General features: G+C 47.5%; 27 protein-coding genes and 1 pseudogene. 4 read left to right on the forward strand and 24 right to left on the reverse strand.

Annotated features, from left to right (window positions below):
* Positions 1 to 57: 57 nt before the first annotated feature.
* Positions 58 to 963 (reverse strand): DNA-binding transcriptional activator PunR, encoded by a 906-nt coding sequence (gene punR / locus EPB59_RS12210; RefSeq protein WP_195707005.1) that lies wholly within the window; start codon positions 961 to 963, stop codon positions 58 to 60.
* A 158-nt stretch (positions 964 to 1,121) separates the two neighbouring features.
* Here punR and punC point away from each other — a divergent pair.
* A pseudogene (gene punC, locus EPB59_RS12215) lies at positions 1,122 to 2,323 on the forward strand (purine nucleoside transporter PunC).
* Positions 2,324 to 2,382: 59 nt separating this feature from the next.
* Here punC and glmU read toward each other — a convergent pair.
* The 23 genes from glmU to EPB59_RS12330 all read right to left on the reverse strand — a co-directional run bounded on the left by glmU (position 2,383) and on the right by EPB59_RS12330 (position 22,549).
* Positions 2,383 to 3,744, reverse strand: coding sequence for a bifunctional UDP-N-acetylglucosamine diphosphorylase/glucosamine-1-phosphate N-acetyltransferase GlmU (gene glmU, locus EPB59_RS12220; protein ID WP_154172987.1), 1,362 nt, complete (start codon positions 3,742 to 3,744; stop codon positions 2,383 to 2,385).
* A gap of 246 nt (positions 3,745 to 3,990) precedes the next feature.
* Positions 3,991 to 4,413, reverse strand: coding sequence for a F0F1 ATP synthase subunit epsilon (locus tag EPB59_RS12225; RefSeq protein WP_000719050.1), 423 nt, complete (start codon positions 4,411 to 4,413; stop codon positions 3,991 to 3,993).
* Between the two features lie 18 nt (positions 4,414 to 4,431).
* Complete coding sequence (gene atpD / locus EPB59_RS12230; RefSeq protein ID WP_000190492.1) at positions 4,432 to 5,835, reverse strand: F0F1 ATP synthase subunit beta; 1,404 nt, start codon at positions 5,833 to 5,835, stop codon at positions 4,432 to 4,434.
* A 34-nt stretch (positions 5,836 to 5,869) separates the two neighbouring features.
* The gene (atpG, locus tag EPB59_RS12235) at positions 5,870 to 6,736 is read right to left on the reverse strand and encodes a F0F1 ATP synthase subunit gamma (protein WP_000896518.1); all 867 of its coding nucleotides are present in this window, start codon (positions 6,734 to 6,736) and stop codon (positions 5,870 to 5,872) included.
* A gap of 44 nt (positions 6,737 to 6,780) precedes the next feature.
* Positions 6,781 to 8,322, reverse strand: a complete 1,542-nt coding sequence (atpA, locus tag EPB59_RS12240; protein WP_001176737.1) for a F0F1 ATP synthase subunit alpha — start codon at positions 8,320 to 8,322, stop codon at positions 6,781 to 6,783.
* Positions 8,323 to 8,335: 13 nt separating this feature from the next.
* A complete protein-coding gene (atpH, locus tag EPB59_RS12245) occupies positions 8,336 to 8,869 on the reverse strand; it encodes a F0F1 ATP synthase subunit delta (RefSeq protein WP_154172989.1) in 534 nt (177 codons plus the stop codon).
* A 12-nt stretch (positions 8,870 to 8,881) separates the two neighbouring features.
* Complete coding sequence (gene atpF, locus EPB59_RS12250) at positions 8,882 to 9,352, reverse strand: F0F1 ATP synthase subunit B (protein WP_032470338.1); 471 nt, start codon at positions 9,350 to 9,352, stop codon at positions 8,882 to 8,884.
* A 73-nt stretch (positions 9,353 to 9,425) separates the two neighbouring features.
* The gene (atpE, locus tag EPB59_RS12255) at positions 9,426 to 9,683 is read right to left on the reverse strand and encodes a F0F1 ATP synthase subunit C (protein ID WP_000450922.1); all 258 of its coding nucleotides are present in this window, start codon (positions 9,681 to 9,683) and stop codon (positions 9,426 to 9,428) included.
* A gap of 43 nt (positions 9,684 to 9,726) precedes the next feature.
* Entirely contained in the window at positions 9,727 to 10,539 is an 813-nt protein-coding gene (gene atpB, locus EPB59_RS12260) for a F0F1 ATP synthase subunit A (RefSeq protein ID WP_055051964.1), read from the reverse strand.
* 8 nt (positions 10,540 to 10,547) lie between these two features.
* Complete coding sequence (locus EPB59_RS12265; RefSeq protein ID WP_055051965.1) at positions 10,548 to 10,937, reverse strand: F0F1 ATP synthase subunit I; 390 nt, start codon at positions 10,935 to 10,937, stop codon at positions 10,548 to 10,550.
* A 189-nt stretch (positions 10,938 to 11,126) separates the two neighbouring features.
* Positions 11,127 to 12,008: a ParB/RepB/Spo0J family partition protein gene (locus tag EPB59_RS12270; protein ID WP_154172991.1), complete on the reverse strand. Its 882-nt coding sequence runs from the start codon at positions 12,006 to 12,008 to the stop codon at positions 11,127 to 11,129.
* A gap of 23 nt (positions 12,009 to 12,031) precedes the next feature.
* Positions 12,032 to 12,805 (reverse strand): ParA family protein, encoded by a 774-nt coding sequence (locus EPB59_RS12275; protein ID WP_000516545.1) that lies wholly within the window; start codon positions 12,803 to 12,805, stop codon positions 12,032 to 12,034.
* Between the two features lie 14 nt (positions 12,806 to 12,819).
* Entirely contained in the window at positions 12,820 to 13,452 is a 633-nt protein-coding gene (gene rsmG / locus EPB59_RS12280) for a 16S rRNA (guanine(527)-N(7))-methyltransferase RsmG (RefSeq protein ID WP_055028243.1), read from the reverse strand.
* A complete protein-coding gene (mnmG, locus tag EPB59_RS12285; RefSeq protein WP_154172993.1) occupies positions 13,452 to 15,347 on the reverse strand; it encodes a tRNA uridine-5-carboxymethylaminomethyl(34) synthesis enzyme MnmG in 1,896 nt (631 codons plus the stop codon). Before mnmG ends, rsmG begins: the two co-directional genes overlap by 1 nt.
* A 477-nt stretch (positions 15,348 to 15,824) precedes the next feature.
* Positions 15,825 to 16,259: an FMN-binding protein MioC gene (mioC, locus tag EPB59_RS12290; RefSeq protein ID WP_055051966.1), complete on the reverse strand. Its 435-nt coding sequence runs from the start codon at positions 16,257 to 16,259 to the stop codon at positions 15,825 to 15,827.
* 9 nt (positions 16,260 to 16,268) lie between these two features.
* Positions 16,269 to 17,630, reverse strand: a complete 1,362-nt coding sequence (gene mnmE / locus EPB59_RS12295) for a tRNA uridine-5-carboxymethylaminomethyl(34) synthesis GTPase MnmE (RefSeq protein WP_134817684.1) — start codon at positions 17,628 to 17,630, stop codon at positions 16,269 to 16,271.
* Between the two features lie 93 nt (positions 17,631 to 17,723).
* Positions 17,724 to 19,349, reverse strand: a complete 1,626-nt coding sequence (yidC, locus tag EPB59_RS12300; RefSeq protein ID WP_055051968.1) for a membrane protein insertase YidC — start codon at positions 19,347 to 19,349, stop codon at positions 17,724 to 17,726.
* A 2-nt stretch (positions 19,350 to 19,351) separates the two neighbouring features.
* Positions 19,352 to 19,609 (reverse strand): membrane protein insertion efficiency factor YidD, encoded by a 258-nt coding sequence (gene yidD, locus EPB59_RS12305; RefSeq protein WP_001886301.1) that lies wholly within the window; start codon positions 19,607 to 19,609, stop codon positions 19,352 to 19,354.
* Complete coding sequence (rnpA, locus tag EPB59_RS12310; protein WP_000957258.1) at positions 19,576 to 19,899, reverse strand: ribonuclease P protein component; 324 nt, start codon at positions 19,897 to 19,899, stop codon at positions 19,576 to 19,578. The genes yidD and rnpA overlap by 34 nt, the downstream gene beginning before the upstream one ends.
* A gap of 45 nt (positions 19,900 to 19,944) precedes the next feature.
* Positions 19,945 to 20,082 carry a 50S ribosomal protein L34 gene (gene rpmH / locus EPB59_RS12315; RefSeq protein WP_000044781.1) on the reverse strand — a complete coding sequence of 46 codons (138 nt, stop codon included), beginning with the start codon at positions 20,080 to 20,082 and terminating at the stop codon, positions 19,945 to 19,947.
* A gap of 242 nt (positions 20,083 to 20,324) precedes the next feature.
* Positions 20,325 to 21,062, reverse strand: coding sequence for an amino acid ABC transporter ATP-binding protein (locus tag EPB59_RS12320; protein ID WP_154172995.1), 738 nt, complete (start codon positions 21,060 to 21,062; stop codon positions 20,325 to 20,327).
* Positions 21,059 to 21,730: an amino acid ABC transporter permease gene (locus EPB59_RS12325; protein ID WP_000505208.1), complete on the reverse strand. Its 672-nt coding sequence runs from the start codon at positions 21,728 to 21,730 to the stop codon at positions 21,059 to 21,061. The genes EPB59_RS12320 and EPB59_RS12325 overlap by 4 nt, the downstream gene beginning before the upstream one ends.
* A 72-nt stretch (positions 21,731 to 21,802) precedes the next feature.
* Complete coding sequence (locus EPB59_RS12330; RefSeq protein WP_154172996.1) at positions 21,803 to 22,549, reverse strand: amino acid ABC transporter substrate-binding protein; 747 nt, start codon at positions 22,547 to 22,549, stop codon at positions 21,803 to 21,805.
* Between the two features lie 311 nt (positions 22,550 to 22,860).
* On the opposite strand from EPB59_RS12330, the gene dnaA reads away from it, so the two are divergent.
* Genes dnaA through recF form a run of 3 tightly spaced genes read left to right on the forward strand, consistent with a single transcriptional unit; the run spans position 22,861 to position 26,533 of the window.
* On the forward strand, positions 22,861 to 24,264 hold the full coding sequence (gene dnaA / locus EPB59_RS12335) for a chromosomal replication initiator protein DnaA (RefSeq protein ID WP_000099213.1): 1,404 nt from the start codon (positions 22,861 to 22,863) through the stop codon (positions 24,262 to 24,264).
* Positions 24,265 to 24,322: 58 nt separating this feature from the next.
* Positions 24,323 to 25,423, forward strand: a complete 1,101-nt coding sequence (gene dnaN / locus EPB59_RS12340; RefSeq protein ID WP_154172998.1) for a DNA polymerase III subunit beta — start codon at positions 24,323 to 24,325, stop codon at positions 25,421 to 25,423.
* A gap of 18 nt (positions 25,424 to 25,441) precedes the next feature.
* A complete protein-coding gene (gene recF / locus EPB59_RS12345) occupies positions 25,442 to 26,533 on the forward strand; it encodes a DNA replication/repair protein RecF (protein ID WP_001131361.1) in 1,092 nt (363 codons plus the stop codon).
* Positions 26,534 to 26,543 lie beyond the last annotated feature (10 nt).

Below are 26,543 nucleotides of genomic sequence, written 5' to 3' on the forward strand. Positions count from 1 at the left end.
TTTGCCTATCACTGAAGCGTCGTTTAAGAGCCAGCAACGCTGGCTCTTCTTATAATGTTATTTAGCTTGTAGCCAATCACTGTAAAGTTGATCGCTACTGCCCAGATAATTCACCATCCACTCAATCAATTTATGATTATCGTCTTTGCGCCACACTAGGCAGCAGTGGCTAAGCAGTTTTTCATCGGGCAGCACCTTCTCCACTAACTGACCGCTGGCCAGTAGCGGCTGCGCCATATGCCTTGGCATATAGCCAACTCCGAGTCCACTTTTTAAACTTTCAATCGCGCTGTACCAGTTTGGCAGTAGCAAACGGCGCTGTTTAGGGTAGTGTTCGGTATGGCGTTTGGGTAATACGCTTGAGGTATCGTCCAAACAGATGGCTAAAAACTGGCTGATAAACTCTTCACTCAAATTCTGTTCGCGCACGCAGGGATGATTGGGGGACATCACAAATGCCCAGTCAAGAATGCCCATATCGCGTACTTCAAAATCGCCACCAACTGGTACTGCTGCGGTTGCGCCAATCACGATATCGGCGCGGCCTTGTGCAATCGCTTCCCACGAGCCGTTGAACACTTCCATGTTGATCTGTAGCTCGGCGAAATTAAAGGTTTGATAGAAGGCTTCCACCATCGGCTTCATCTTGTCCAGCTTGACTACGTTATCGAGTGTCACCTTCAGGGTTTTACGCCAACCATGCGCAGCGCGTTTGGTTTGCGCGCGGATCTCCTCCATCTGGCGCAGTAACTGCCTTGCTTCAAGCATAAACAGCTCACCAGCAGGGGTTAGCTCGACCTTACGCGGTAAACGGCGAAATAGTACCACACCCAGTTCACTCTCTATTTGGCGCACACTGTAGCTGATAGCCGAAGGCACTTTGTGCAGTACCTCTGCTGCCGCAGTAAAACTGCCTAAACGCGCTACGGCATCCAACATCTCCAAAGAGGATTTGGAAAACATCACTCACCTACCTATCAATTTTTTTGCATGATAACCGAAAAATTTGCCGTTTCTCTTCATCACAAGACAAAACTAGAATGTAACTACAGAAAAATCCTGGTTGGCGCCAACGGATACTGAAAAAAACATGTGTGAATAATTTTGATGGACATGAAAAAATGAAAGTATCTTTCTTCCAGTTGGTTTACCTTTCGGCACTCTCCATGCTCGGCTTTATTGCCACCGACATGTATCTGCCTGCGTTTAAAATGATGGAAACCGCTTTTGCGACCGGCCCTGAACAAATCGCTCTATCACTGACGGTGTTCTTAGTGGGGATGGCGCTTGGCCAGTTACTGTGGGGCTTAGCTTCCGACAAATTTGGCCATCGTAATACGCTGATTGCTGGCTTACTCGTTTTTACCCTCGCCTCTGCCGGACTCGCGTTTAGCTCAACGGTATGGCAACTGCTACTGCTGCGTTTTATCCAAGCGATTGGGGTGTGCGCGCCTGCGGTCATTTGGCAGGCGATGGTGATCAAGCGTTACCCAAGCTCAGTCAGCCAACAAATGTTTGCGACCATCATGCCGTTGGTGGCGCTCTCTCCAGCACTGGCACCGCAATTGGGTGTGCTGCTGGCGGATCACTTTGGCTGGCACAGCATCTTTTTAACCTTAACCTTGATGGGTATTGTGTTGGTGGTGAGTACGGGCTTACAAACCAATGAAGTGGCAGAACCAAAAACCACTTCCATCGCGCAAGATATTAAAGGTTTACTGAAAAGCAAAACCTATCTCGGCAATGTGATGATGTTTGCTTGTGCATCAGCGGCATTTTTTGCCTACCTGACCGGGATGCCAGAAATCATGGCGCAGCTTGGTTATCAAGCACGGGATATTGGCCTGAGCTTTATTCCACAAACCATTGCATTTATGGTGGGTGGCTACCTAGGTAAGAAAGCGGTTCAGAAATACGGTGATGAACTGGTGCTCAAACAGTTGATTGCGCTGTTTACCCTATCAGCAGCGATGATTTTTATCGCCTCACAATGGACACTAAGCTCAATTTGGCCAATCTTGGCTCCGTTCTGCTTAATTGCGGTGGCTAATGGTGCCATGTATCCGATAGTGGTCAACCGTGCTTTATCCAGTGCTAAGCAAAGCCCAGCAACCGCTGCCGGATTACAAAACAGCTTACAGATCAGTGTCAGCAGTTTATCCAGCGCCCTAGTGGCTGCGCTTGCAAGCCAAGCTCAGCCAGTGACAGGCATTGCGATTGTGTTGTGTACTGGCGGATTGTGGATAGGTTACATACTCTCTAACCGTCAGTTACGTGAACAGTTCACCCCCCCGACAATGCTCGCGTGGTCAGTGACGAATAAACTGAATGTGAGTAAGACAAAAAGAGCCGCGAATGCGGCTCTTTTTTCAATCGGTTCAATTATTTCTTTTTCACTGGACGCTGCCAGCCTGAAATTTTGCGCTCTGGCGCGCGAGTGATGACTAACTCACCCTCAGCGACATTCTTCGTCAGGGTTGTACCGGCACCAATGGTCGCACCGTTACCAATGGTTACAGGCGCTACGAGCTGGCAATCAGAACCCACAAACACATCATCACCAATCACGGTTTTGTGCTTATTGGCACCGTCGTAGTTACAGGTGATCACCCCAGCGCCCACATTCACGCCTTTGCCAATCTCAGCATCGCCAAGATAAGTCAGGTGATTGGCTTTTGAGCCTTCGCCAAGACGAGCATTTTTCATCTCCACAAAGTTGCCGACATGAGCATCATCGCGTAGCTCTGCTCCGGGACGTAGACGAGTAAACGGCCCAACCGTACAGTTTTCACCGACCGTCGCCCCTTCAATTACGCTGTATGGGCGGATCACCGTGTTGTCATCAATCTCACAATCTTTGAGAATTGAGCCCGCGCCAATCACTACGTTATTACCGATCGATACATTGCCTTCAATAATCACGTTAACATCGATTTCCACATCCGAACCGCACTGCAGTGTTCCGCGCAGGTCAAAACGTGCAGGATCGCGCAGCATCACACCTTGCTCAAGCAGCTTCTTGGCCTGACGCGCTTGGAAAGCACGCTCAAGACGCGCCAATTGAATGCGATCGTTCACTCCTTCCACTTCAATTGAGTGCGAGGGATGTACCGCTTCCACCGCGCGGCCTTCATCATGCGCTGCCGCAATCACGTCAGTCAGGTAGTATTCGCCTTGCGCGTTATTGTTGTTCAAGCCTGCCAACCAACGCTTAAGATCACGGCCAGTTGCCACCAACACCCCAGTGTTGACTTCTTTGATCAGCTTTTGCTCTTCGCTGGCATCTTTTTGCTCAACGATCGCCACCACCGGGCCACGTTTACGTACGATACGGCCATAACCGGTTGGGTCATCCAGCACAACGGTCAGTAGTGCAATGCCATCGGTGGGCTGTGCTTCAAGTAAACTTTCAATAGTGTCTTCTGAAATCAGCGGAACATCACCATACAACACCAAGATTTTTTCATCATCTTGAAAATGGGGAGAGGCCTGATCTACGGCATGACCAGTACCCAATTGCTGTGCTTGCAATACCCAATTAACATTTTCATTGACCAGAGCCTGCTGCATCTGATCGCCACCATGGCCATAAACCAGATGGATATTTTGCGCGCCTAGGCTATTACACGTATCGATCACGTGTTTTACCATAGGCTTACCCGCCAATGTATGCAGCACCTTCGGCATATTGGAGTGCATACGAGTTCCTTTCCCTGCCGCGAGAATTACCGTACTGAATTTCATTTGTTATCTACCTAGTCATTTTTCTGCGTCGTATTCTAAACAGCAAACCGAAAATAGTTAATCGACGATTATCTCGAAAATAAGAACAGCGATTATTTTCATAGGAAATCACGTTAATTTATTAACAATCAGTCAATAACGGGACAAAAGCATCCCATAACCGCACACTTTCTCGCGAATAAACACGTTTGCAAGAGACAAAAAAGCCTGACATAGGTCAGGCTTTTTATCAGCTTGTAAGCATGATTAACGACGCTTTTTGGTCAATTCAATCACACGAAGCTGCGCGATGGCTTTAGCCAGTTCACTGGCCGCTTGTGCAAAGTCCATGTCGCCATGCTGGTTGAGAATGCGCTCTTCCGCACGACGTTTGGCTTCTTCAGCCTTAGCTGCGTCCAGATCTTCTCCACGAATTGCGGTATCGGCCAACACAGTTGCTGTGCCCGGCTGAACCTCAACAATACCACCAGAGACATAAATGTACTCTTCGTGGCCGTGCAGTTTCACAATACGCACCATACCAGGCTTGATAGCGGTCAGCAGCGGTGTATGGCCGTGGAAAATACCCAGCTCACCTTCGCTACCGGTCACCTGAAACGTTTCAACTAAGCCAGAGAACAGTTTCTTCTCTGCGCTCACAACGTCCAGATGAAAGGTTATTGCTGCCATATCGCCTCCTAGTCAGCCTTATAGCTTCTTCGCATTCTCGATAGCATCGTCAATCGTACCGCAGTACATAAACGCTTGCTCTGGAATGTCATCGTAGTCACCTGCCAGCAGACCTTTGAAACCACGTAGGGTTTCTTTCAGAGATACGTATACCCCTGGATCGCCAGTAAAGACTTCTGCTACGTGGTAAGGCTGAGTCAGGAAACGTTCGATCTTACGCGCACGAGCAACCACTTGCTTGTCCGCTTCAGACAGTTCGTCCATACCTAGAATCGCGATGATGTCTTTCAGCTCTTTATAGCGTTGTAGCGTTGCTTGCACGCCACGTGCCACATCGTAGTGCTCTTGACCAACAACCAATGGATCCAATTGACGTGAAGTCGAATCCAGTGGGTCGATCGCTGGGTATAGACCCATAGCAGCGATGTTACGGTTCAGAACAACGGTTGCATCCAAGTGAGCAAACGTGGTTGCTGGTGATGGGTCAGTCAAGTCATCCGCAGGTACGTATACCGCTTGTACAGAGGTGATAGAACCTTTCTTGGTTGACGTGATACGTTCTTGCAGAACACCCATCTCTTCAGCCAGTGTTGGCTGGTAACCTACCGCTGAAGGCATACGGCCAAGCAGAGCAGATACTTCCGTTCCCGCTAGGGTGTAACGGTAGATGTTGTCGATAAACAGCAGTACGTCACGGCCTTCATCACGGAATCGTTCCGCCATAGTCAGACCAGTCAGTGCTACACGCAGACGGTTGCCTGGTGGCTCGTTCATCTGGCCGTAAACCATCGCTACTTTCGACAGTTCTGGCTGCTCAACGTTTACAACGCCCGCTTCCTGCATTTCGTGGTAGAAGTCGTTACCCTCACGAGTACGCTCACCAACCCCTGCAAATACTGACAAACCTGAGTGTTGCAGCGCGATGTTGTTGATAAGTTCCATCATGTTAACGGTCTTACCTACACCCGCACCACCGAACAGACCGATTTTACCGCCTTTCGCAAACGGACAGATAAGGTCAATAACCTTAACACCCGTTTCCAGCAGTTCAGTTGCACTAGACTGTTCTTCGTAGCTTGGTGCAGGGCGGTGAATAGAATACACCTCTTCTGCGCCAATGTCGCCACGTTCGTCAATCGCATCACCAAGCACGTTCATGATACGACCTAGGGTTTTAGTACCTACTGGTACTGAAATTGGAGCGCCAGTGTTTTGTACTGTCATTCCACGACGTAAACCATCCGAGCTACCCATAACGATAGCGCGAATCACGCCACCGCCTAGCTGCTGTTGAACTTCCAGAACCAGACGTTCTTTGGAATCCACAACATTCAGAGCATCGTAAACACTTGGTACTTCGCTCTGTGGGAACTCTACGTCGACTACCGCACCGATGATCTGTACGATCTTACCTGTAGCCATCGTTAATCCTCTAAACTGTTTGTTTTACCTAAGCTTAAACCGCAGCCGCGCCGCCTACGATTTCCGACAATTCTTGTGTAATCGCCGCCTGACGGGCTTTGTTGTACACAAGTTGTAAATCATCAATCAGGTTGCTCGCGTTATCGGTAGCAGCTTTCATCGCAACCATTCGGGCTGCTTGCTCACACGCTAGGTTCTCTACAACACCTTGGTAAACCTGTGACTCGATGAAGCGCAGTAAAAGCGCATCCAACAGAGGCTTCGGTTCTGGTTCGTAGATGTAGTCCCACATGTGACCACGCTGCATATCTTCGCTGTCCGATTTTGGCAAAGGTAGCAATTGATCGATCTTTGGTTTTTGCACCATGGTGTTCACAAACTGGTTGAACACCAGATAGAGGCGATCTAATTCGCCTTTATCGTATTTCTTCAGCATTACGCCGACCGAACCGATCAGATCTTCTAAGCTTGGGCTGTCGCCCAAACCAGAAACCTGAGCCGCTACTTTCGCACCGCTGTTGTTGAAAAAGGAGGTTGCTTTAGAGCCGATAATCGCCAACTCAATTTGCGCACCTTTTTCTTTCCAGGTTTGCATATCGGTGATGGCTTTTTTGAACAGGTTAATGTTCAAGCCACCACACAAACCGCGGTCTGTAGAAATAATGATGTAACCAACTCGCTTCGCTTCACGCTCTTCTAGATACGGATGACGATACTCTAGACTTGCGTTGGCGACATGACCGATCACTTTACGTATTGTTTGTGCGTAAGGGCGTGATGACTCCATTGCGTCCTGTGAACGACGCATTTTAGAAGCAGCCACCATTTCCATCGCTTTCGTAATCTTCTGAGTGCTTTTCACACTCCCGATCTTAGTACGTATCTCTTTTGCGCCGGCCATCGTTACTCTCCGTTAGTTGGTGGCAGAAACTGCCACCGACCTCATTACCAAGTTTGGGTTGCTTTGAAATCGTCAACCAGCTTCTTCAGCTGAGCTTCGATTTCATCGTTGTAAGCACCCGTCTTGTCGATTTGCGCTGCCAATTCAGCGTAATGAGCACGAGCATACGATAGTAGAGCAGCTTCGAAGTCGAGAACCTTGTTCAGTTCTACGTCTGTCAGATAGCCACGTTCCGCAGCAAAGATCACCAGAGCCTGATCAAATACAGACATAGGTGCATACTGTTTCTGCTTCATCAGTTCAGTGACTTTCTGACCGTGAGTCAGCTGACGCTTGGTCGCTTCATCCAGATCCGAAGAGAACTGAGCAAACGCCGCCAATTCACGGTAAGCAGCCAGAGCAGTACGGATACCGCCAGAAAGCTTCTTAACGATCTTGGTTTGCGCTGCACCACCTACACGAGAAACTGAGATACCTGGGTCAACCGCTGGACGTACGCCCGCGTTGAACAGTTCAGTTTGTAGGAAGATCTGACCATCAGTGATCGAGATTACGTTGGTCGGTACGAATGCCGATACGTCACCAGCTTGAGTTTCGATGATTGGCAGAGCGGTTAGAGAACCGGTCTTACCTTTCACTTCACCCTTAGTGAAACGCTCTACGTACTCTTCGTTTACACGAGCGGCACGCTCTAGTAGACGAGAGTGGAGGTAGAATACGTCGCCAGGGAAAGCTTCACGGCCTGGTGGACGACGCAGAAGCAGTGAGATTTGACGGTAAGCAACAGCCTGTTTAGACAGGTCATCGTATACAATCAGAGCATCTTCACCGCGATCGCGGAAGTATTCACCCATCGCACAACCTGAGTAAGGCGCGAGGTATTGCAGTGCAGCAGATTCAGACGCTGAAGCCACCACAACAATGGTGTTTTTCAGTGCGCCGTGCTCTTCCAATTTACGAACAACGTTCGCAATGGTTGACGCTTTCTGGCCGATAGCAACATAGATAGAGTAAATACCAGAGTTTTTCTGGTTGATGATCGCATCAATCGCCAACGCAGTTTTACCTGTTTGACGGTCGCCGATGATCAGCTCACGCTGGCCACGGCCGATTGGGATCATCGAGTCAACTGATTTGTAACCAGTCTGAACAGGTTGATCAACCGATTTACGATCGATAACACCCGGTGCGATCACTTCAACAGGTGAAGTCAGTTTTGCACCGATAGGGCCTTTACCATCAATAGGCTCACCCAAAGTGTTAACCACACGACCTAGCAGTTCAGGACCAACAGGAACTTCCAAAATACGGCCAGTACCTGTTACTTTCATACCTTCACGCAGGTCTGCGTATGGACCCATTACTACCGCACCAACCGAGTCACGCTCAAGGTTCAGTGCCAGTGCATAACGGTTGCCCGGTAATTCAATCATTTCACCTTGCATAACATCTGCAAGGCCGTGAATACGAATGATACCGTCGCTTACCGATACGATAGTACCTTCGTTGCGAGCTTCACTAACAACGTTGAAAGATTCAATACGTTGTTTGATCAGATCGCTAATTTCCGTGGAATTAAGTTGCATGCTCCAATCCCCATCAAGACTGCAATGCATCGCTCAGACGCTTCAAACGTCCGCGTGCTGAGTTATCGATGACTAAGTCTCCGGCTCGAATAATGACCCCGCTAAGCAGAGTCTCATCTACACTGCAATTCAGCTGAACTTTGCGCTCTAAACGCTGCTCAAGCTTGCTGCCAATTTCTGAACGCTGTTGGTCATTGAGTTCAGTGGCGGAAATCACTTCCACATCCACTTTCTTCTCATGTTCCTGCTTCAATACTGCAAAGAGTTCATTGAGAGCTGGAATCGCCAACAGACGACCATTTTCTGCCATTACCTTAATCAGGTTTTGGCCATGACCATCAAGCTGTTCGCCACAAACTGCAATAAAAATCTCAGCTAATTTACTTGCTGAGCCCGAGCTGGTTAACAGCTCGTGCATTTGTTCGTTTTTTGCGACTTCAGCGGTGAAAGCAAGCATCTGGCTCCAATTGTCCAGTTGCTGTTTTTCTACCGCAAAATCAAAGGCTGCTTTAGCGTAGGGGCGTGCGATTGTAGTCAAATCCGACATATGCCCCCTCCGTTAAAGTTTTGCAGTAATGTTGTCGAGAATATCTTTGTGCGCATCTTTATCGATTGAACGCTCAATAATTTTCTCAGCACCAGCAATTGCCAGAGTTGCAACCTGTTTACGCAGCTCATCACGAGCACGGTTACGTTCTGCTTCAATCTCCGCTTCCGCTTGAGTCAGGATTTTCTGGCGTTCTGCCTGAGCTTCCTCACGTGCTTCGTCGATGATTTGTGCTTTACGCTTATTCGCTTGCTCAATGAGCTCAGTTGCTGTGCGTTTTGCTTCTTTTAATTGATCAGAAGCATTAGCTTGTGCTAGGTCGAGATCTTTCTTTGCACGCTCAGCGGCTTGCAAACCATCAGCAATTTTCTTCTGACGATCTTCAATTGCTTTGATAATCGGTGGCCATACATATTTCATGCAGAACCACACAAACATACCAAAAGCTAAAGCTTGACCTAGCAGAGTTGCGTTCATATTCACAACAGCTACCCCCTAAAATGGACTTAGTGTTAATCAACGACAAATCGAAACGATCTGTCAGGACAAAGCGTGATTAACCAGCTAGCTGACCAACGAATGGGTTTGCGAATGTGAATAGCAGAGCGATTACGATACCGATCATTGGAACCGCATCCAACAGACCTGCGATGATGAACATCTTAACTTGCAGCATAGGAGCCATTTCTGGTTGACGAGCTGCGCCTTCCAAGAACTTACCGCCTAATACAGCGAAACCAATCGCAGTACCAACCGCACATAGACCAACAATAATAGCTACAGCGATTGCAGAGAAGCTCAATACAGTTTCCATCTAATTTCTCCAAAGATTCAATGGGTATTAAAAATTCAATTTATTAATGATCGTTATCTTCATGAGCCATTGACATATACACAATGGTCAACATCATAAATACAAACGACTGGATCAAAATAACCAAGATATGGAAGATAGCCCAAGGTAGGGATCCCATCCATTGCAGGTACCATGGCAGCATAGCCGCACAAAGAATAAACACTACCTCACCTGCGAACATGTTACCGAACAGACGCATACCGAGTGATAGCGGTTTCGCTAGCAGCGAAACAACTTCAATCAACAGGTTGAACGGGATCATGATCCAGTGATTAAACGGGTGTAGTGCTAACTCTTTTGCAAACCCGCCCAGACCTTTCACTTTGATGCTGTAGTAAATCATCAGAGCAAATACGCCTAGAGCCATAGCCATGGTGATATTCACATCAGCAGACGGCACCACCTTCAAATAAGGGATACCAAGCCAATGCTGTGCTGGGTAAGGTAAGAAATCGATAGGCACAAGGTCCATCAAGTTCATAAAAAATACCCAACAAAAGATAGTGAGTGCTAAAGGAGCAATTAGTGGATTGCGACCATGGAAAGTATCTTTGACGTTTTTGTCAACGAACTCTACCACCATCTCAACAGCACACTGCAGCTTACCCGGAACACCCGCTGTCGCTTTTCTGGCTACTGCACGAAATATTCCAAGGAATATCAGTCCAGTTAAAACAGAGAAGAACAGGCTATCGATGTGTACGTTCCAGAAACTCGACTCTTCCGCCACCAACCCCAACTTGTAAGTTGAAAGGTTAGAAAGGTGGTGAGTGATATAACTGGAAGGTGTGAGCGCTTCACCTGGCGCAGCCATAACTCATCCTATTTTTTGTTGTTAATGAATAGCACTGGCGCACAGATATTGATACCTAGAGCCAGCAAATAGGTTAGCTTCAGTGGAACAAGTTCCAACTGCATATACATGTAGGCAACGGAAAACAGGACTATGGTGATCAGTATTTTCAGCGCTTCACCCGTATAAAACGAAATCGCAACCATTTTTAGCGCTCGCGCCCCTGCAAACAGGAAAGCACAAAACGCAAAAACAGCATTAGCAATGACAAAAATGCCGCCGCCAACCAACGCTGAAAGTCCCCAATCACCATTTACCGTCACTGCAAACGCAGCCGCCACAATCATAACTGCACTGAACTGGATCAATAACAATCGCTTTGCAAGCTCTCGTCCTTGCCTCGCTAGCACAGCTACCATGTATTCTTACCTCTAGTAATCACCACAGCTCGAACCGCTTTTTCGTACTGGGAAATTGGCGAAAATTATACGGTGGCATCAACTGATTGCAATGAAAACACCGCAAAAAGTTACAATTTTGCATACAATCCGACAACTTTCGCATAAACAATGTGAATTATCACAATTGATTTAAATCAATTATCTCACTTAGTTTTGTAGCTTGGCAATCAGTAGCTCTAATTTGTGAGGTTCATCAAGACTAATAGTCACTTTAGATTTACCGTTTGGAGATCTCACTATAGAGACTTTTGCCGCTAATTTCTCACTTAAATTTTGTGACAATTGTTGTATTTCTAGGTCTTCTGACACGTTTTTTGCGTCAGATGGGTCACTTAAACATTTTTTTACAAGTTGTTCAGTTTGACGCACTGTCATCTGCTTCTTCGCAACTTGTTGAGCTATTTCAACTTGTTGTTCACCTTCTAACATCAACAGTGCGCGAGCATGACCCATTTCCAGTTGCTTAGTTTCTAGCAAACGCTTTACATCGTCACACAGTTGGTTAAGGCGCAGCAAGTTCGTCACTGTCGTACGTGATTTACCAATCACGTCAGCCACTTGCTGGTGGGTCAGGCTAAATTCATTCTGTAAGCGATCCAAAGCTTGAGCTTCTTCCATCGCGTTCAGATCTTCACGTTGGATATTTTCGATCAAAGCCATAGCGATCGCAGCACGATCTTCCACTTGTTTAATCAAACAAGGCACTTGTTTTAGGCCCGCTTGTTTAGCAGCACGCCAACGTCGCTCGCCAGCGATAATCTCATAACCACCCGTTGATAAGTGGCGTACGACTATCGGCTGAATAATCCCTTGCGATTGAATCGAAGCCGCCAACTCTTCCAAGGCTTCAGGTGAAAGATCTTTACGTGGCTGGTAGATACCTGGTTTAAGGTTAGAGATGGACAAATCCGCCAACTCACCTTCGGTAGACATTGACTGGCTAAGTGAAGCAACTTGCTGCTTTTCGCGAGCCAACGAACTGGTGGCCAGCAATGCATCTAGCCCTTTTCCTAAACCACGTTTAGTCATGTATACGAATTCCTATAGTTGTTTTATGCGGGAATCTCTTCGCGACGTAACATCTCGCCAGCCAATGCCAAATAGGCTTTGGCTCCTGCGGATTGTTTATCGTAATACATCGCTGGCTTACCATGACTTGGCGCTTCCGCCAAACGGACATTGCGAGGAATGACCGTACGATAGACTTTACTACCAAAGTGCTTTTTCAATTGATCGGACACTTCATTGGCTAAGCGGTTACGCGGGTCGTACATGGTACGCAATAAACCTTCAATCTTGAGGTTATCATTGACCACCGCGGCAAGCTTGCTAATCGTATCCATTAACGCGGTTAAGCCTTCCAACGCAAAATACTCACATTGCATAGGAACCAGCACGGAATCTGCTGCTGCCATGGCGTTGATTGTAAGGAGGTTTAAAGAAGGCGGACAATCGATAAAGATGAAATCATAGTTATCACGCACTGGCGCCAAGGCATTTTTTAAACGTACTTCGCGGGCAAACACTTCCATCAGTTTGATTTCAGCGGCAGTGACATCGCCATTAGCGGCGATTAAATCGTAATGCCCAGTGGTTTTACGACAAACCACTTGATCAAAGGGCGCATCTTCAACTAACAGCTCATAAGCTGTGGAATCAACCTGATATTTATCGACCCCACTCGCCATGGTGGCATTACCCTGCGGGTCAAGATCGACGACCAATACTTTGCGTTTGGTGGCGGCCATAGAGGCGGCCAAATTGATACAAGTTGTTGTTTTCCCAACTCCGCCTTTCTGATTGGCGATTGCTACGATTTTACCCACGGTATGCCTCGCTGTTATCCCTTGCGCGATAAGATTACAAGATGACGCTCACCTTCCAACTCAGGAACTTGCAAAGCTTTGATATCGGTCACAGAACACCATTCAGGGAGTAGGGTGATTTCGTCATCAGGCCTTACGCCTTTAAGCGCAAAAAAGACACCGCTTCCGGCTTTAGGCAAATGTTGGCACCAATTCACCATATCGGTCATCGACGCAAAAGCTCGACTTAATACGGCATCAAAACCTTGTTCAGGATCGAAATCTTCGACTCGGCTCTGTACAGGCAAGACGTTGGTGATCTTGAGTTCGTGGATCACTTGTTTGAGAAAACGGATCCGCTTACCTAGGCTATCAAGCAGTACAAATTGCTTGTCTGGGTGCATGATCGCCAGAGGGATCCCGGGTAACCCAGGTCCCGTCCCAACATCAATAAAACGCTCACCGTTTAGGTGTGGGCTGACAACCAGACTATCGAGAATGTGTTTCACCAACATTTCCATTGGGTCACGTACTGAAGTTAGATTGTATGCTTTGTTCCATTTGTCGAGCAGTTGAACATACCCCACCAACTGCTCACGTTGTTGCTCAGACACTGATAGTGTGGTCTTGCTGATCAGGGCGTCGAGTTTGACTCGTAACGGATTCATTACGCCGATTCTCCCTTTTTCAGCATGCCGTGTTTTTTCAAGTGAACCAACAAAATGGAAATAGCAGCAGGCGTGATACCTGAAATACGCGAAGCAATACCGATGGTTTCTGGTTTCGCAGTGCTGAGCTTGAGAACCACTTCGTTAGAAAGCCCTTTAACTTGCTTGTAGTCCAAATCAATCGGTAGCTTGGTATGTTCATGGCGCAGCGATTTTTCAATCTCATCTTGCTGACGCTGAATGTAACCATCGTATTTGACTTGAATCTCAACCTGTTCTGCAGCTTCACTATCTTCCAGAGCTGGCGTATAAGCTGGCAAAGTAGTCAGTAATTCATAAGTCATTTCCGGACGACGCAGCAGATCTTCACCGCTGGCTTCACGCGACATTGGCGTTTTCAGCAATGCATTGAGTTGTTCTACACCAACCGAGTTCGGATTCATCCACGTTTCTTGCAGACGCTGACGCTCTTTGGCCATGTTGTCGATTTTTTGGTTGAAACGTGCCCAGCGCGCATCATCCACGAGACCAAGTTCACGTGCTTTTTCAGTCAAACGTAAATCGGCGTTGTCTTCACGCAGCAGCAGACGATATTCCGCACGAGAAGTAAACATACGGTAGGGTTCTTTGGTACCCATGGTTGAAAGGTCATCAATCAATACGCCCATGTAGGCTTGATCACGACGTGGGCTCCAACCTTCTTTGTCTTGGCTGTACAAGCTAGCGTTCAAACCTGCCATTAAACCTTGTGCCGCCGCTTCTTCGTAACCGGTAGTACCATTAATTTGGCCAGCAAAGAACAAACCATGGATAAATTTAGTTTCATAGGTTTGTTTCAAATCACGAGGATCGAAGAAATCGTATTCAATCGCGTAACCCGGACGAACAATATGTGCGTTCTCAAAACCTTTCATTGAACGTACGATTTGTACTTGCACATCAAATGGTAAGCTGGTCGAAATGCCATTCGGGTACAGTTCAGTGGTGGTTAAGCCTTCTGGTTCAATAAAGATCTGGTGGCTGTTTTTATCAGCAAAACGCATCACCTTATCTTCGATCGATGGGCAGTAGCGTGGACCGATCCCTTCGATGATCCCGGCATACATCGGGCTACGATCCAAATTAGCTCGGATCACATCATGCGTGCGATCATTGGTATGCGTGATGTAACACGGAATTTGACGTGGATGGTGCTCACGTTTACCCATAAAAGAGAATACTGGAGTCGGGTTGTCACCGTGTTGCGCTTCCAATACCGAGAAATCAACGCTATTGGCATCAATACGTGGTGGAGTACCGGTTTTTAGGCGATCCACGCGGAAAGGCAATTCACGCAAACGGTGTGCTAAAGCGATCGATGGAGGATCACCTGCTCGACCACCAGAAAAGTTTTCTAAACCAATATGGATCTTACCGCCAAGGAAAGTACCTACCGTCAACACCACGGCTTTGGCATGAAATTTTAGGCCCATTTGGGTGACCACACCACGGATGTGATCATTATCAACGATCACATCATCAACAGCCTGTTGGAACAGGGTGAGATTGGGAGTGTTTTCCAAAACATTACGCACATAGGCTTTATACAGAGCACGATCCGCTTGCGCACGTGTTGCTCGTACCGCAGGACCTTTTGAGGCGTTCAGTGTTCGAAATTGAATACCTGCGTGATCGATAGCTTGTGCCATCAATCCGCCCATTGCATCCACTTCTTTGACTAAATGTCCTTTACCGATCCCACCAATCGCTGGGTTACAGGACATTTGGCCTAGGGTATCAATATTGTGCGTAAGAAGTAACGTACGCTGTCCTGTACGTGCTGCAGCGAGGGCGGCTTCCGTTCCTGCGTGACCGCCACCAACCACAATGACGTCAAATGTTTCGTGATAAAGCATGAACGACCTCAGGTATTCATTGAGACTATGGGTTAACAAAAGAGGCGTATTCTAACCTCTTTCGATTGGCGAGAGAATCGCTTTCCTGCTTTTTCCGATCCTGAGAGGCAATTAATATATATAAAGATCTATATAGAGATCTTTTTATTAGATCTACTATTAAGGAACAGGATCTTTGTGGATAAGTAAAAAATGATCAACAAGATCATGCGGATTGAGAAGATCAGATCATGTGATCAAGCACTGATCTGATCAAGGATTAGCTGGGATCAAAAATAGGTGTTATACACAGGGGGTGGGGAGTAGAAAAGTTATTCTTTGGATAACTAAAGGAAGATCACCGGATAATACGATAGTTATCCACACAGTAATTGCTTAAAAATGCAACATTCGATTTTAGGTGAATACTCTTTTTATCCATAGTGAATAAAAAAGCGGCCTACACAGCCGCTTTTGATATGTATAACGCGAGAGAGTTTAAAATCGGTTAATCACACGCTTTAACCAAGCTTCTGCGGCATCTTCGGGTACTGGGTACTGCTGAATATCGATAGTAAAACAGTTGGCTAAAGGTTTTGCACCTATATCGGCCAGTAGCTGGTAGGCATGCTTACCGGCGGCGCAGAAGGTATCGTAACTTGAATCACCAATGGCCACCACGGCATAGCGTAGAGCTGCGGTATTAGGGGGGGTATCCTGCAATGACTGGATAAAGGGTTGGATATTGTCTGGGTATTCACCCGCTCCGTGCGTAGAGGTGATGATCAACCAAGTCCCTTTCGCTGGGATCTCGTTGAACTTGGGTTGGTTGTGAATTTTTGTATCAAATCCCTGTTCTTGCAGTAGATCGCTGAGGTGGTCACCGACATATTCCGCACCACCTAGGGTGCTGCCCGTAATGATATGAATCATAGCGTTACTCTATTTCCCAATACAGAATGATGAAAAAATCCGGCCAAGCAGATCATCAGAGCTGAACTCGCCCGTAATTTCGTTAAGGTGCTGTTGAGCGATACGTAGCTCTTCCGCGAGGATTTCTCCAGCCATATAACCTTCGAGCTGCTGTTGGCCAATATCTAAGTGTTCTGCTGCACGCTCTAGGGCATCAAGGTGGCGACGACGCGCCATGAAACCACCTTCCTGATTACCGGCAAAGCCCATACACTCTTTGAGATGCTGACGTAGTGCATCCACTCCGTGACCTGTTTTCGCAGAAAGGCGGATCAAGGTGGGTTGATTGACATGGCAGATCCCTAGGGGTTCACCCGTTTGATCGGCTTTGTTGCGGATCACCGTGATCCCTATGTTTTCAGGGAGTCTATCAACAAAATCAGGCCAAATGTCTTGTGGATCTGTCGCCTCGGTCGTGGTTCCATCGACCATAAACAGCACGCGGTCGGCTTGACGTATTTCTTCCCACGCCCGTTCAATACCAATCTTTTCTACCGCATCAGAGGCATCACGTAGCCCTGCGGTATCGATGATGTGCAGTGGCATACCATCTATATGGATATGCTCGCGCAGGACATCACGGGTGGTACCGGCAATGTCGGTGACAATGGCTGACTCTTTACCTGAAAGTGCGTTGAGCAGGCTGGATTTACCCGCATTTGGACGCCCAGCAATCACCACCTTCATCCCTTCACGCATAATGGCGCCTTGATTGGCTTCACGGCGTACTGCGGCGAGGTTGTCGATGATGGTTTGCAGATCGGCAGAAACCTTACCGTCAGCCAGAAAGTCGATCTCTTCTTCTGGAAAATCAATGGCGGCTTCAACATAGATGCGTAGGTGAATCAGTGATTCCACCAGGGTATGGATACGTTTGGAAAACTCACCTTGCAGCGATTGCAGTGCAGATTTGGCAGCTTGCTCTGAGCTGGCATCAATCAAGTCAGCAATCGCCTCTGCTTGAGTTAGATCCATCTTGTCATTAAGGAAGGCTCGTTCTGAGAACTCCCCAGGACGGGCAGGACGTACGCCGTTAATCTGCAGAATGCGTCGAATCAGCATATCCATGACGACAGGGCCACCATGACCTTGTAGCTCAAGGACATCTTCCCCTGTAAACGAATGAGGGTTGGGGAAAAACAGCGCAATGCCTTGATCGAGTTGTTGGCCATTTTCATCAGTAAAAGGCAAGTATTCAGCATAGCGAGGGCGAAGCGTGCGTCCGGTGACCGTCTGTGCCACATGGGCTGCTAACGGGCCTGATACACGAATTATGCCGACACCACCACGGCCGGGTGCCGTAGCCTGCGCGACAATGGTATCTGTTGTCATAGTGTTACCTGAACAGGATTAAATTAGGCTCATTGTAATCAGCAGCCAACAAAAAGGCGACCTTTTGGCCGCCTCTTTCTTACTCCGTTAAACTTACTTGGAATGTAAGCCTTTCTTCTCCAGCGCTTTATAAATCAGCGTTTGTTGGATAAGAGTTACGATGTTTGATACCAACCAGTACAGAACCAGTCCTGATGGGAACCACAGGAAGAAGAAGGTAAACATGACAGGCATAAAAGTCATGATCTTCTGCTGCATTGGATCGGTAACCGTTGTTGGGCTCATCTTCTGGATCACGAACATACTTGCACCCATCAGGAGTGGCAGGATGTAGTAAGGATCTTGTGCGGATAAGTCATGAATCCAACCAAAGAAAGGTGAGTGACGTAGCTCAACGGATTCCATCAGTGCCCAGTACAGCGCAATGAAAATCGGCATTTGCAGTACGATCGGTAAACAGCCACCGAGTGGGTTTACTTTCTCTTTCTTGTACAGCTCCATCATCTCTTGGCTCATGCGTTGGCGGTCATCGCCAATACGCTCACGCATTGCTTGCAGTTTAGGTTGCAGCATGCGCATTTTCGCCATTGAGGTGTATTGTGCTTTGGTCAGTGGGTACATCGCACCACGTACGATGAAGGTTAAGCAGATGATGGCCACACCCCAGTTACCCACAAAGCTCTGAATCACAGACAACAACCAGTGCAGAGGTTTTGCAATGAACCATAACCATCCGTAGTCCACCACCAGATCAAGGTTAGGCGCAACGGCTGCCATTTGGTCTTGCAGTTTTGGGCCTACCCATAAGGTGGCTTCAAATTCCGCTTTATCGCCGTTGGCAATAGTTTTGTTCGGGGTACGGATACCGATATCGCCCAAGTTGCTGATCACGCGTGAGTAAAGTTGAGCTTGAGGCTCATCACGAGGAATCCATGCAGAAGCAAAGTAGTGCTGAATCATCGCGACCCAGTTTACGGTTACATCGTTTGGCGCACTGAGATTGCGATCTTTCATATCGTCGAAGCTGTACTTCTTGTAACGAACATCGCTGGTTGAGTACGCACCACCACGGTAAGTTGGCATGGCCAAGTTGCCACCAGAATCGAGCAGATTTTGGCGCAGGTGAGCATACATACCTAAAGTCGCAGGGTTGCCAGAGTTGTTGGCTACATCAAACACCACATCCACAGCATAGCTACCACGCTTAAGAATGAAGGTTTTGGTGTAATCGATGCCGTTGGCTTGATAGGTCATAGGAATGCGCAGTTCATCTTGGCCTTCGGCCAGAGTGAAACTATCCGCATTCACTTGGTAAGCTGGACGGTTATTGCTAGTGACGTCAATGCCTTGTGGGCCGACTAAACCACTTTGAGCAATAAACTGATGACCTTGGGTGTTTTGCAACAAGACAAAAGATTCAGCAGAATCGAGTTCTTCAGCATATTGATTCAGTTTTGCGCTGACGATATCGCCACCGAGCGTATCAATAGACAGAGTCAGTACATCGCTAGTCACGGTGATGGTTTTAGCCTGCGCTGCTGCATTTTGTGCAGGCGTTGGATCTAACTCATCTGAAAATGAAGGTGCATCAGCTGCGCCTGTGGATTGGGCTTGCTGTGTCGCTTGCGGTGCAGGATTCTTCGCTACTTGCCATTGTTGAAACAGCAGAAAAGAAACCAATGCCAAGGCGATTAACAAGATATTACGTTGAGAATCCATCGTTATTTATCTCTGTCTTGTTTTTGGACTGGTGGAACGGGGTCAAAGCCCCCTTCGTTCAAAGGGTGGCATTTTAATAGACGTTTGGTGGATAACCAACATCCTTTTATAAAACCGTGAGCTCGCAGCGCTTCTATCGCATACGTGGAACAAGTTGGAGTAAATCGACAGCGTGGGCCGATGAGTGGACTAATGAACCACTGGTAAAGTTTTACTATACCAATGGCTAACCACGAGAAGGGCGAGAGAGGCGTTGCCATAGTTTGCCAAGCAAGTTAAACAGTTCTTCATTGCTCAAATCTTGCGCGCTCTTTTTCGCAATGACAACAAAATCTTTATGAGCTAACTGATTTTGATGTAAACGAAAGCTTTCTCGGCAGAGACGTTTAAAGCGGTTACGACCAACGGCCGTTTTGATCTGCTTTTTAGGAACTGCAAGTCCCAAACGAGGATGAGAAAGATTATTTGCGCGAGCGATGATTGTGAGATGAGGAGAACCAGCACTGTGAGCTTGCTGGAAGACTTTTTGATAATGTTCGGGAGTTAACAAACGTAACTCCCGATTGAATGCGTACGTACTCAAAATAATTCGAGATTATTTTGAAAGGCGCTTACGGCCTTTTGCACGACGTGCATTCAGAACTTTACGACCGTTCGCAGTCGCCATGCGAGCACGGAAACCGTGAGTACGCTTGCGCTTCAGAACTGAAGGTTGAAAAGTGCGTTTAGACATGATGTTACCTTTACTGATCAGTAGTTTTAGGTTCTTGGTTAACCCGGCGTGGGCATTAAGGTCTTCACTGAAGACGCCGACGCCTCTCAACAAAGAGGCGGAATTGTAATCACTGTCACAAAAGGTGTCAATGATTGGGTTTTCCCCAGTCAGAACTTACTCAAATGAGAGGGTTCATTCTGGTTGCCGCTTTATTTCCGGTCGGCCGATTATACGGACAAACCGCAAAATCTCAAGGATCCTTAACGGATCCCGACTTGATTAAGAAATTTTCTTAAGCGCGGATCCTGTGGATGGTCAAAAATATCCTGTGGAGAACCTTGCTCGACAATGGTTCCTTGCGCCATAAAGATCACCCGATCCGCCACTTCTTTAGCAAACTGCATCTCATGAGTGACCACCAACATGGTTTGATGTTGAGTCGCCAATTTTTTCATAAGAGCCAACACTTCCCCCACCCATTCTGGATCGAGTGCGGAGGTCGGTTCATCAAATAACAGCAGTTCGGGCTGCAACGCCATCGCACGGCCAATGCTTACCCGTTGCTGTTGGCCACCAGACAGTGCCGCAGGGTAGCTATCAGCTTTATCGCCAAGGCCAATGTCATCGAGAATCTGCTGAGCTCGTTGGTGCGCTTGATCTTTTTTCCAACCGCGTACCGTGATCAAGGCTTCTGCAATGTTTTGCCGCGCGGTTAAATGAGCGAATAGCGCATAGTTTTGGAACACAAAGCCAGTTTTACGGCGCAGTGCCAGCACATCAGCTTTAGTATGTTTTTGGGTATCGACAGTGAGTTCATCAATACTAATACTGCCTTGATCCGCCTGCTCAAGAAAGTTTACGCAGCGCAATAGGGTAGATTTTCCGGTACCACTGGAGCCGATGATGACCACGATTTCTCCGCGCTGGATTTCTAGGTCGATACCCTTTAGCACTTCACTGGTACCAAATCTTTTGTGGATATTCTTCAGTTTAATCATCGTGCGTACGCCTTATTGAGTTTCTGCTCTGCCCAAGATTGCAGGCGAGTGAGCACTAAAACCACCACCCAATAGATGAGAGCTACCGCCAAGAAGGCTTCGAAGAAACGGAAACTGGATGAGGCTTCCATCTGCGCTTTAGCCATGATCTCTGCCACGCCAAGGGTAAAAGCCAGCGAGGTCGATTTGATCATATCAATGAAGTAGTTCATCAAAGAGGGCAAAGCGACACGTGTGGCTTGTGGCAAAATGATCCGGCGCATCGCCTGTGAAGTGGTCATTCCGACGGATAAGCTGGCTTCCATTTGGCTGCGATCAATGCCGATGATTGCGGCACGGATACTTTCAGCCATGTAAGCCGCAAAATGCAGAGTTAAACCGATCACCGCCGCGCTGAAAGCATCAAGTCCAACCAACAGGGGGAAGACTTGCGGTAAACCGTAGTAGAGCAAAAATAGCTGTACGAGCAGCGGCGTTCCGCGGAAAAAGCTGATGTAGAGCTGGCTAAGGGGATCCAACACTGGCACTTTGAACACCCGAATATTGGCTAGAATCAGCGCCAGAATCAGCGCAAAAACCAATCCCCAACTGGCCATTTCCAGTGTGGTTCCCAGATATTTGAGCAAGATCGGTAGCAGCTCAAGCATGTAGTGAAAGTCAAAACCCATCTACTTTCCTTTCTGAAATAATCAAAGGTGGGAAAGTCCCACCTTTATAGAGTCTAGCTTGGTGAAGCAGAATTATTGCGAGATATCGGTACCGAACCATTTGAGCGCGATTTGGCTTAATGTACCGTCAGCACGCATGGTGGCGAGTGCTTTATTGACTTCACCTTGCAGTAGCTGACCTTTTTCGTTATTTACAAATGGCCACGCGTTTTCGATAGTTTCAAACGGCGAACCCGCGAGTTGCAGTGGTAAACCGGTCTTTTCGATCAGCTCAAGCGCTGAAAGACGATCCATCACAAACGCATCGGCACGGCCTAAAGCCACATCGTGTTCAATGCCGGTATCGTAGGTTTTGATGTTGATTTTACCGTCTTTGTCATGGCTGCGTAGTAGCTGCTCAAAATTAGAACCTAGGTTGACCGCAACGGTTTTACCCGCTAAATCGTCAATGCCTTTAATTGCATCATTACCCTTACGTACGGTGATTTGCGCGCCATCAATTACATATGGGTCAGAAAACAGATATTTGGCTTTACGCGCATCCGTGATAGTGATTTGGTTAGAAATTGTATCAATGCGCCCTGTTTCGAGTAGACCAAACAAACCAGAGAAGTTTGCGGTTACAAACTCCACTTTGTAACCATTACGTTTGCCAATTTCATTCCATACATCGACCTCAAAGCCTTGTAGCTCATCTTGTTTCACGAAGGTAAATGGGAAATAGCGGCCCGACATGCCGACTTTGACATCGGTGGCAGCTTGAACGGTGGCAGAAGAAAGGGCTAGGGCAGCCAGAGCGATGTTAAACCAATGTTTCATTATGTGACTCCTGTATCATTTATGTTTATATACTACTGGCAATTAAATCATCAAAAGAAATAACCAGTAGTTATTAACAATAACTGAGCAAAGGGAAAAAAGTGGGGATAACTACTAAAGATCCTGAGATATGTGGATCTTTATGTGGGTAGCACGGGCAAAATGTGTGAGGATCTTAGTTATCGGTCGAAAAATAATGTGAATAACTTAGATCTTATTCACTGGATCGACGATCCAGCGCTGGCGATCTGAGTTATCAACAGGTAGAATTGCTCCTCTTTACCGATCGTTGATTTTTGAGTGAGGGAATCGTGTCATCTTCGCTATGGTTGCAATGTTTGCAACGGCTTCAGGAAGAGCTACCTGCCGCAGAATTCAGTATGTGGGTGCGTCCGCTTCAAGCGGAGCTCAATGACAATACTCTCACTTTATTCGCCCCGAACCGCTTTGTGTTGGATTGGGTACGCGATAAGTACCTCAATAACATCAATCGTCTGCTGATGGAATTCAGTGGCAATGATGTGCCTAACTTGCGCTTTGAAGTGGGTAGCCGCCCTGTGGTGGCGCCAAAACCTGCGCCTGTGCGTACGGCTGCAGATGTCGCGGCTGAATCGTCGGCTCCTGCGCAATTGGCGCAGCGTAAACCTATCCATAAAACCTGGGATGATGACAGCGCAGCGGCCGATATTACTCATCGCTCAAATGTGAACCCGAAACATAAGTTCAACAACTTCGTGGAAGGTAAATCCAACCAGTTAGGTTTAGCGGCGGCTCGCCAAGTATCAGACAACCCTGGCGCGGCGTATAACCCCCTCTTTTTATATGGCGGCACTGGTCTGGGCAAAACTCACTTGCTGCATGCGGTAGGTAACGCGATTGTCGATAACAATCCAAACGCCAAAGTGGTGTACATGCACTCAGAGCGTTTCGTGCAAGACATGGTTAAAGCTCTGCAAAATAACGCGATTGAAGAGTTCAAGCGCTACTATCGCAGTGTGGATGCCTTGCTGATCGACGATATTCAATTTTTTGCCAACAAAGAGCGTTCGCAAGAAGAGTTCTTCCACACTTTTAACGCGCTGCTGGAAGGCAACCAACAAATTATTTTGACTTCTGACCGTTATCCTAAAGAGATCAATGGTGTAGAAGATCGTCTCAAATCGCGTTTTGGCTGGGGCTTAACGGTGGCGATCGAGCCGCCTGAATTAGAAACCCGCGTTGCGATCTTGATGAAAAAAGCCGAAGATCACCAAATTCATCTGCCAGATGAAGTGGCTTTCTTTATTGCTAAACGCCTGCGCTCTAACGTACGTGAGTTAGAAGGCGCACTGAACCGCGTGATTGCCAACGCCAACTTTACCGGTCGCCCAATCACGATTGATTTCGTGCGTGAAGCACTGCGTGACTTATTAGCACTGCAAGAAAAGCTGGTCACGATTGATAATATTCAGAAAACCGTTGCCGAATACTACAAAATTAAGGTGGCGGATCTGCTCTCAAAACGCCGTTCGCGCTCAGTCGCTCGTCCTCGTCAATTGGCGATGGCACTGGCTAAAGAGCTGACTAACCATAGCTTGCCTGAGATTGGTGATGCGTTTGGCGGCCGTGACCACACGACGGTGTTACATGCTTGCCGTAAAATCGAGCAGTTGCGCGAAGAGAGTCACGATATCAAAGAAGATTATTCGAACCTGATTCGTACGCTTTCCTCTTAATTTGCGCTATGGTTAGCGCACTTGCGTATTTCGCTTTCACTCCGTTTAAGAGAAGACTATGAAATTTACCATTGAACGTAGCCACTTGATTAAACCCTTGCAACAGGTGTCCGGCACTTTAGGTGGCCGCGCCAGCTTGCCGATCTTGGGCAATTTATTGCTCAAGGTGGAAGACAATCAACTGTCGATGACAGCCACCGATTTGGAAGTGGAACTGATCAGCCGCGTGACGTTAGAAGGTGAATTTGAAGCAGGCAGCATTACCGTTCCTGCGCGTAAGTTTTTAGATATTTGCCGTGGTTTGCCCGATAGTGCCGTGATCACTGTGCTGCTTGAAGGTGATCGCATTCAAGTGCGTTCTGGTCGTAGCCGTTTCTCGCTCGCAACTTTACCTGCCAATGATTTCCCTAACATCGAAGATTGGCAAAGTGAAGTGCAAGTTTCGCTCACTCAAGCGGAGCTGCGTGGTCTGATTGAAAAAACGCAGTTTTCCATGGCCAACCAAGATGTGCGCTACTACCTAAATGGCATGCTGTTTGAAATTGATGGCACCACCTTGCGTTCAGTCGCGACCGATGGTCACCGTATGGCGGTAGCGCAAGCTCAGTTGGGTGCGGATTTCGCGCAAAAGCAGATCATTGTTCCGCGTAAAGGGGTACTTGAGCTGGTAAAACTGCTCGATGCGCCAGAGCAGCCTGTGGTGCTGCAAATCGGCCACTCTAACTTGCGTGCTGAAGTGAATCATTTTGTGTTTACTTCGAAGCTGGTTGATGGTCGTTTCCCTGATTATCGTCGCGTATTGCCGCAACATACCAACAAAACACTTCAAGCGGGTTGTGAAGAATTACGTCAGGCATTTTCGCGTGCCGCGATTCTGTCGAATGAAAAATTCCGTGGTGTGCGCGTTAATCTGGCCGATAACGAAATGCGCATTACCGCCAATAACCCAGAGCAAGAAGAAGCGGAAGAGTTGCTGGATGTAAGCTTTGAAGGTGAGCCGATTGAGATTGGCTTTAACGTCAGCTACATCTTGGATGTGCTTAACACCCTGCGCTGCGACAATGTGCGCGTTTCGATGTCGGATGCCAACGCCAGTGCCTTGGTTGAGAATGTTGATGATGACAGCGCCATGTACGTGGTGATGCCAATCCGTCTCTAAAGGTATAACCGAGTTACCATGCCGCTTTCCCGGTTAGTGATCCAACAGTTTCGTAATATTAAAGCCTGTGATATTCGCCTATCAGCAGGCTTTAACTTTCTTATCGGGCCGAATGGCAGCGGTAAAACCAGTGTGCTTGAGGCGATTTATCTGCTCGGCCATGGCCGTTCATTTAAAAGCTCGCTGACAGGACGGATTATTCAAAATGAGTGCCCAGAACTGTTTGTGCATGGCCGGATTTGTGAGCATTCTTTGACCTCTGATCAATTTGAGCTACCTGTCGGCATTAATAAGCAGCGTGACGGCTCAACTGAGGTTAAAATAGGCGGCCAAACTGGGCAAAAGTTGGCGCAATTAGCGCAGATTTTGCCGCTGCAATTGATTCATCCGGAAGGCTTTGAACTGCTGACCGATGGACCGAAACAGCGTCGTGCATTTATCGATTGGGGTGTGTTTCATACCGAGCCTGCCTTTTATGATGCTTGGGGGCGGTTTAAGCGACTCAGCAAGCAGCGTAATGCGCTGCTCAAAAGTGCACAAAGCTATCGTGAACTCAGTTATTGGGATCAGGAATTAGCCCGTTTGGCAGAACAGATTGACCAGTGGCGTGAAAGTTACGTCAATCAATTGAAAAATGTGGCAGAGCAGTTATGTCGCACATTTTTGCCAGAATTCGATATCGACTTAAAGTATTATCGAGGTTGGGAAAAAGATCAGCCTTATCAATCGATTCTGGAAAAAAACTTCGAACGGGATCAGCAGTTGGGTTACACCTTTAGCGGACCCAACAAAGCCGATTTGCGGATTAAAGTAAACGCAACTCCGGTGGAAGATGTGTTGTCACGGGGACAACTGAAGTTGATGGTGTGTGCGTTGCGTGTAGCGCAAGGGCAGCACCTCACCGAGTTGACGGGAAAGCAATGCATTTATCTTATCGATGATTTTGCTTCCGAATTGGATAGCCTACGTCGCCAACGTTTGGCAGATAGCCTAAAAGGGACGGGGGCGCAGGTTTTTGTAAGTTCTATTACCGAAAGCCAAGTGGCGGATATGTTGGATGAGTCCAGTAAAACATTTCATGTTGCCCACGGTGTAATAGAGCAAGGATAAACAGAGTGAG

The sequence above is a fragment of the Vibrio metoecus genome (assembly GCF_009665255.1).
In the GTDB taxonomy this organism is placed as follows: domain Bacteria; phylum Pseudomonadota; class Gammaproteobacteria; order Enterobacterales; family Vibrionaceae; genus Vibrio; species Vibrio metoecus_B.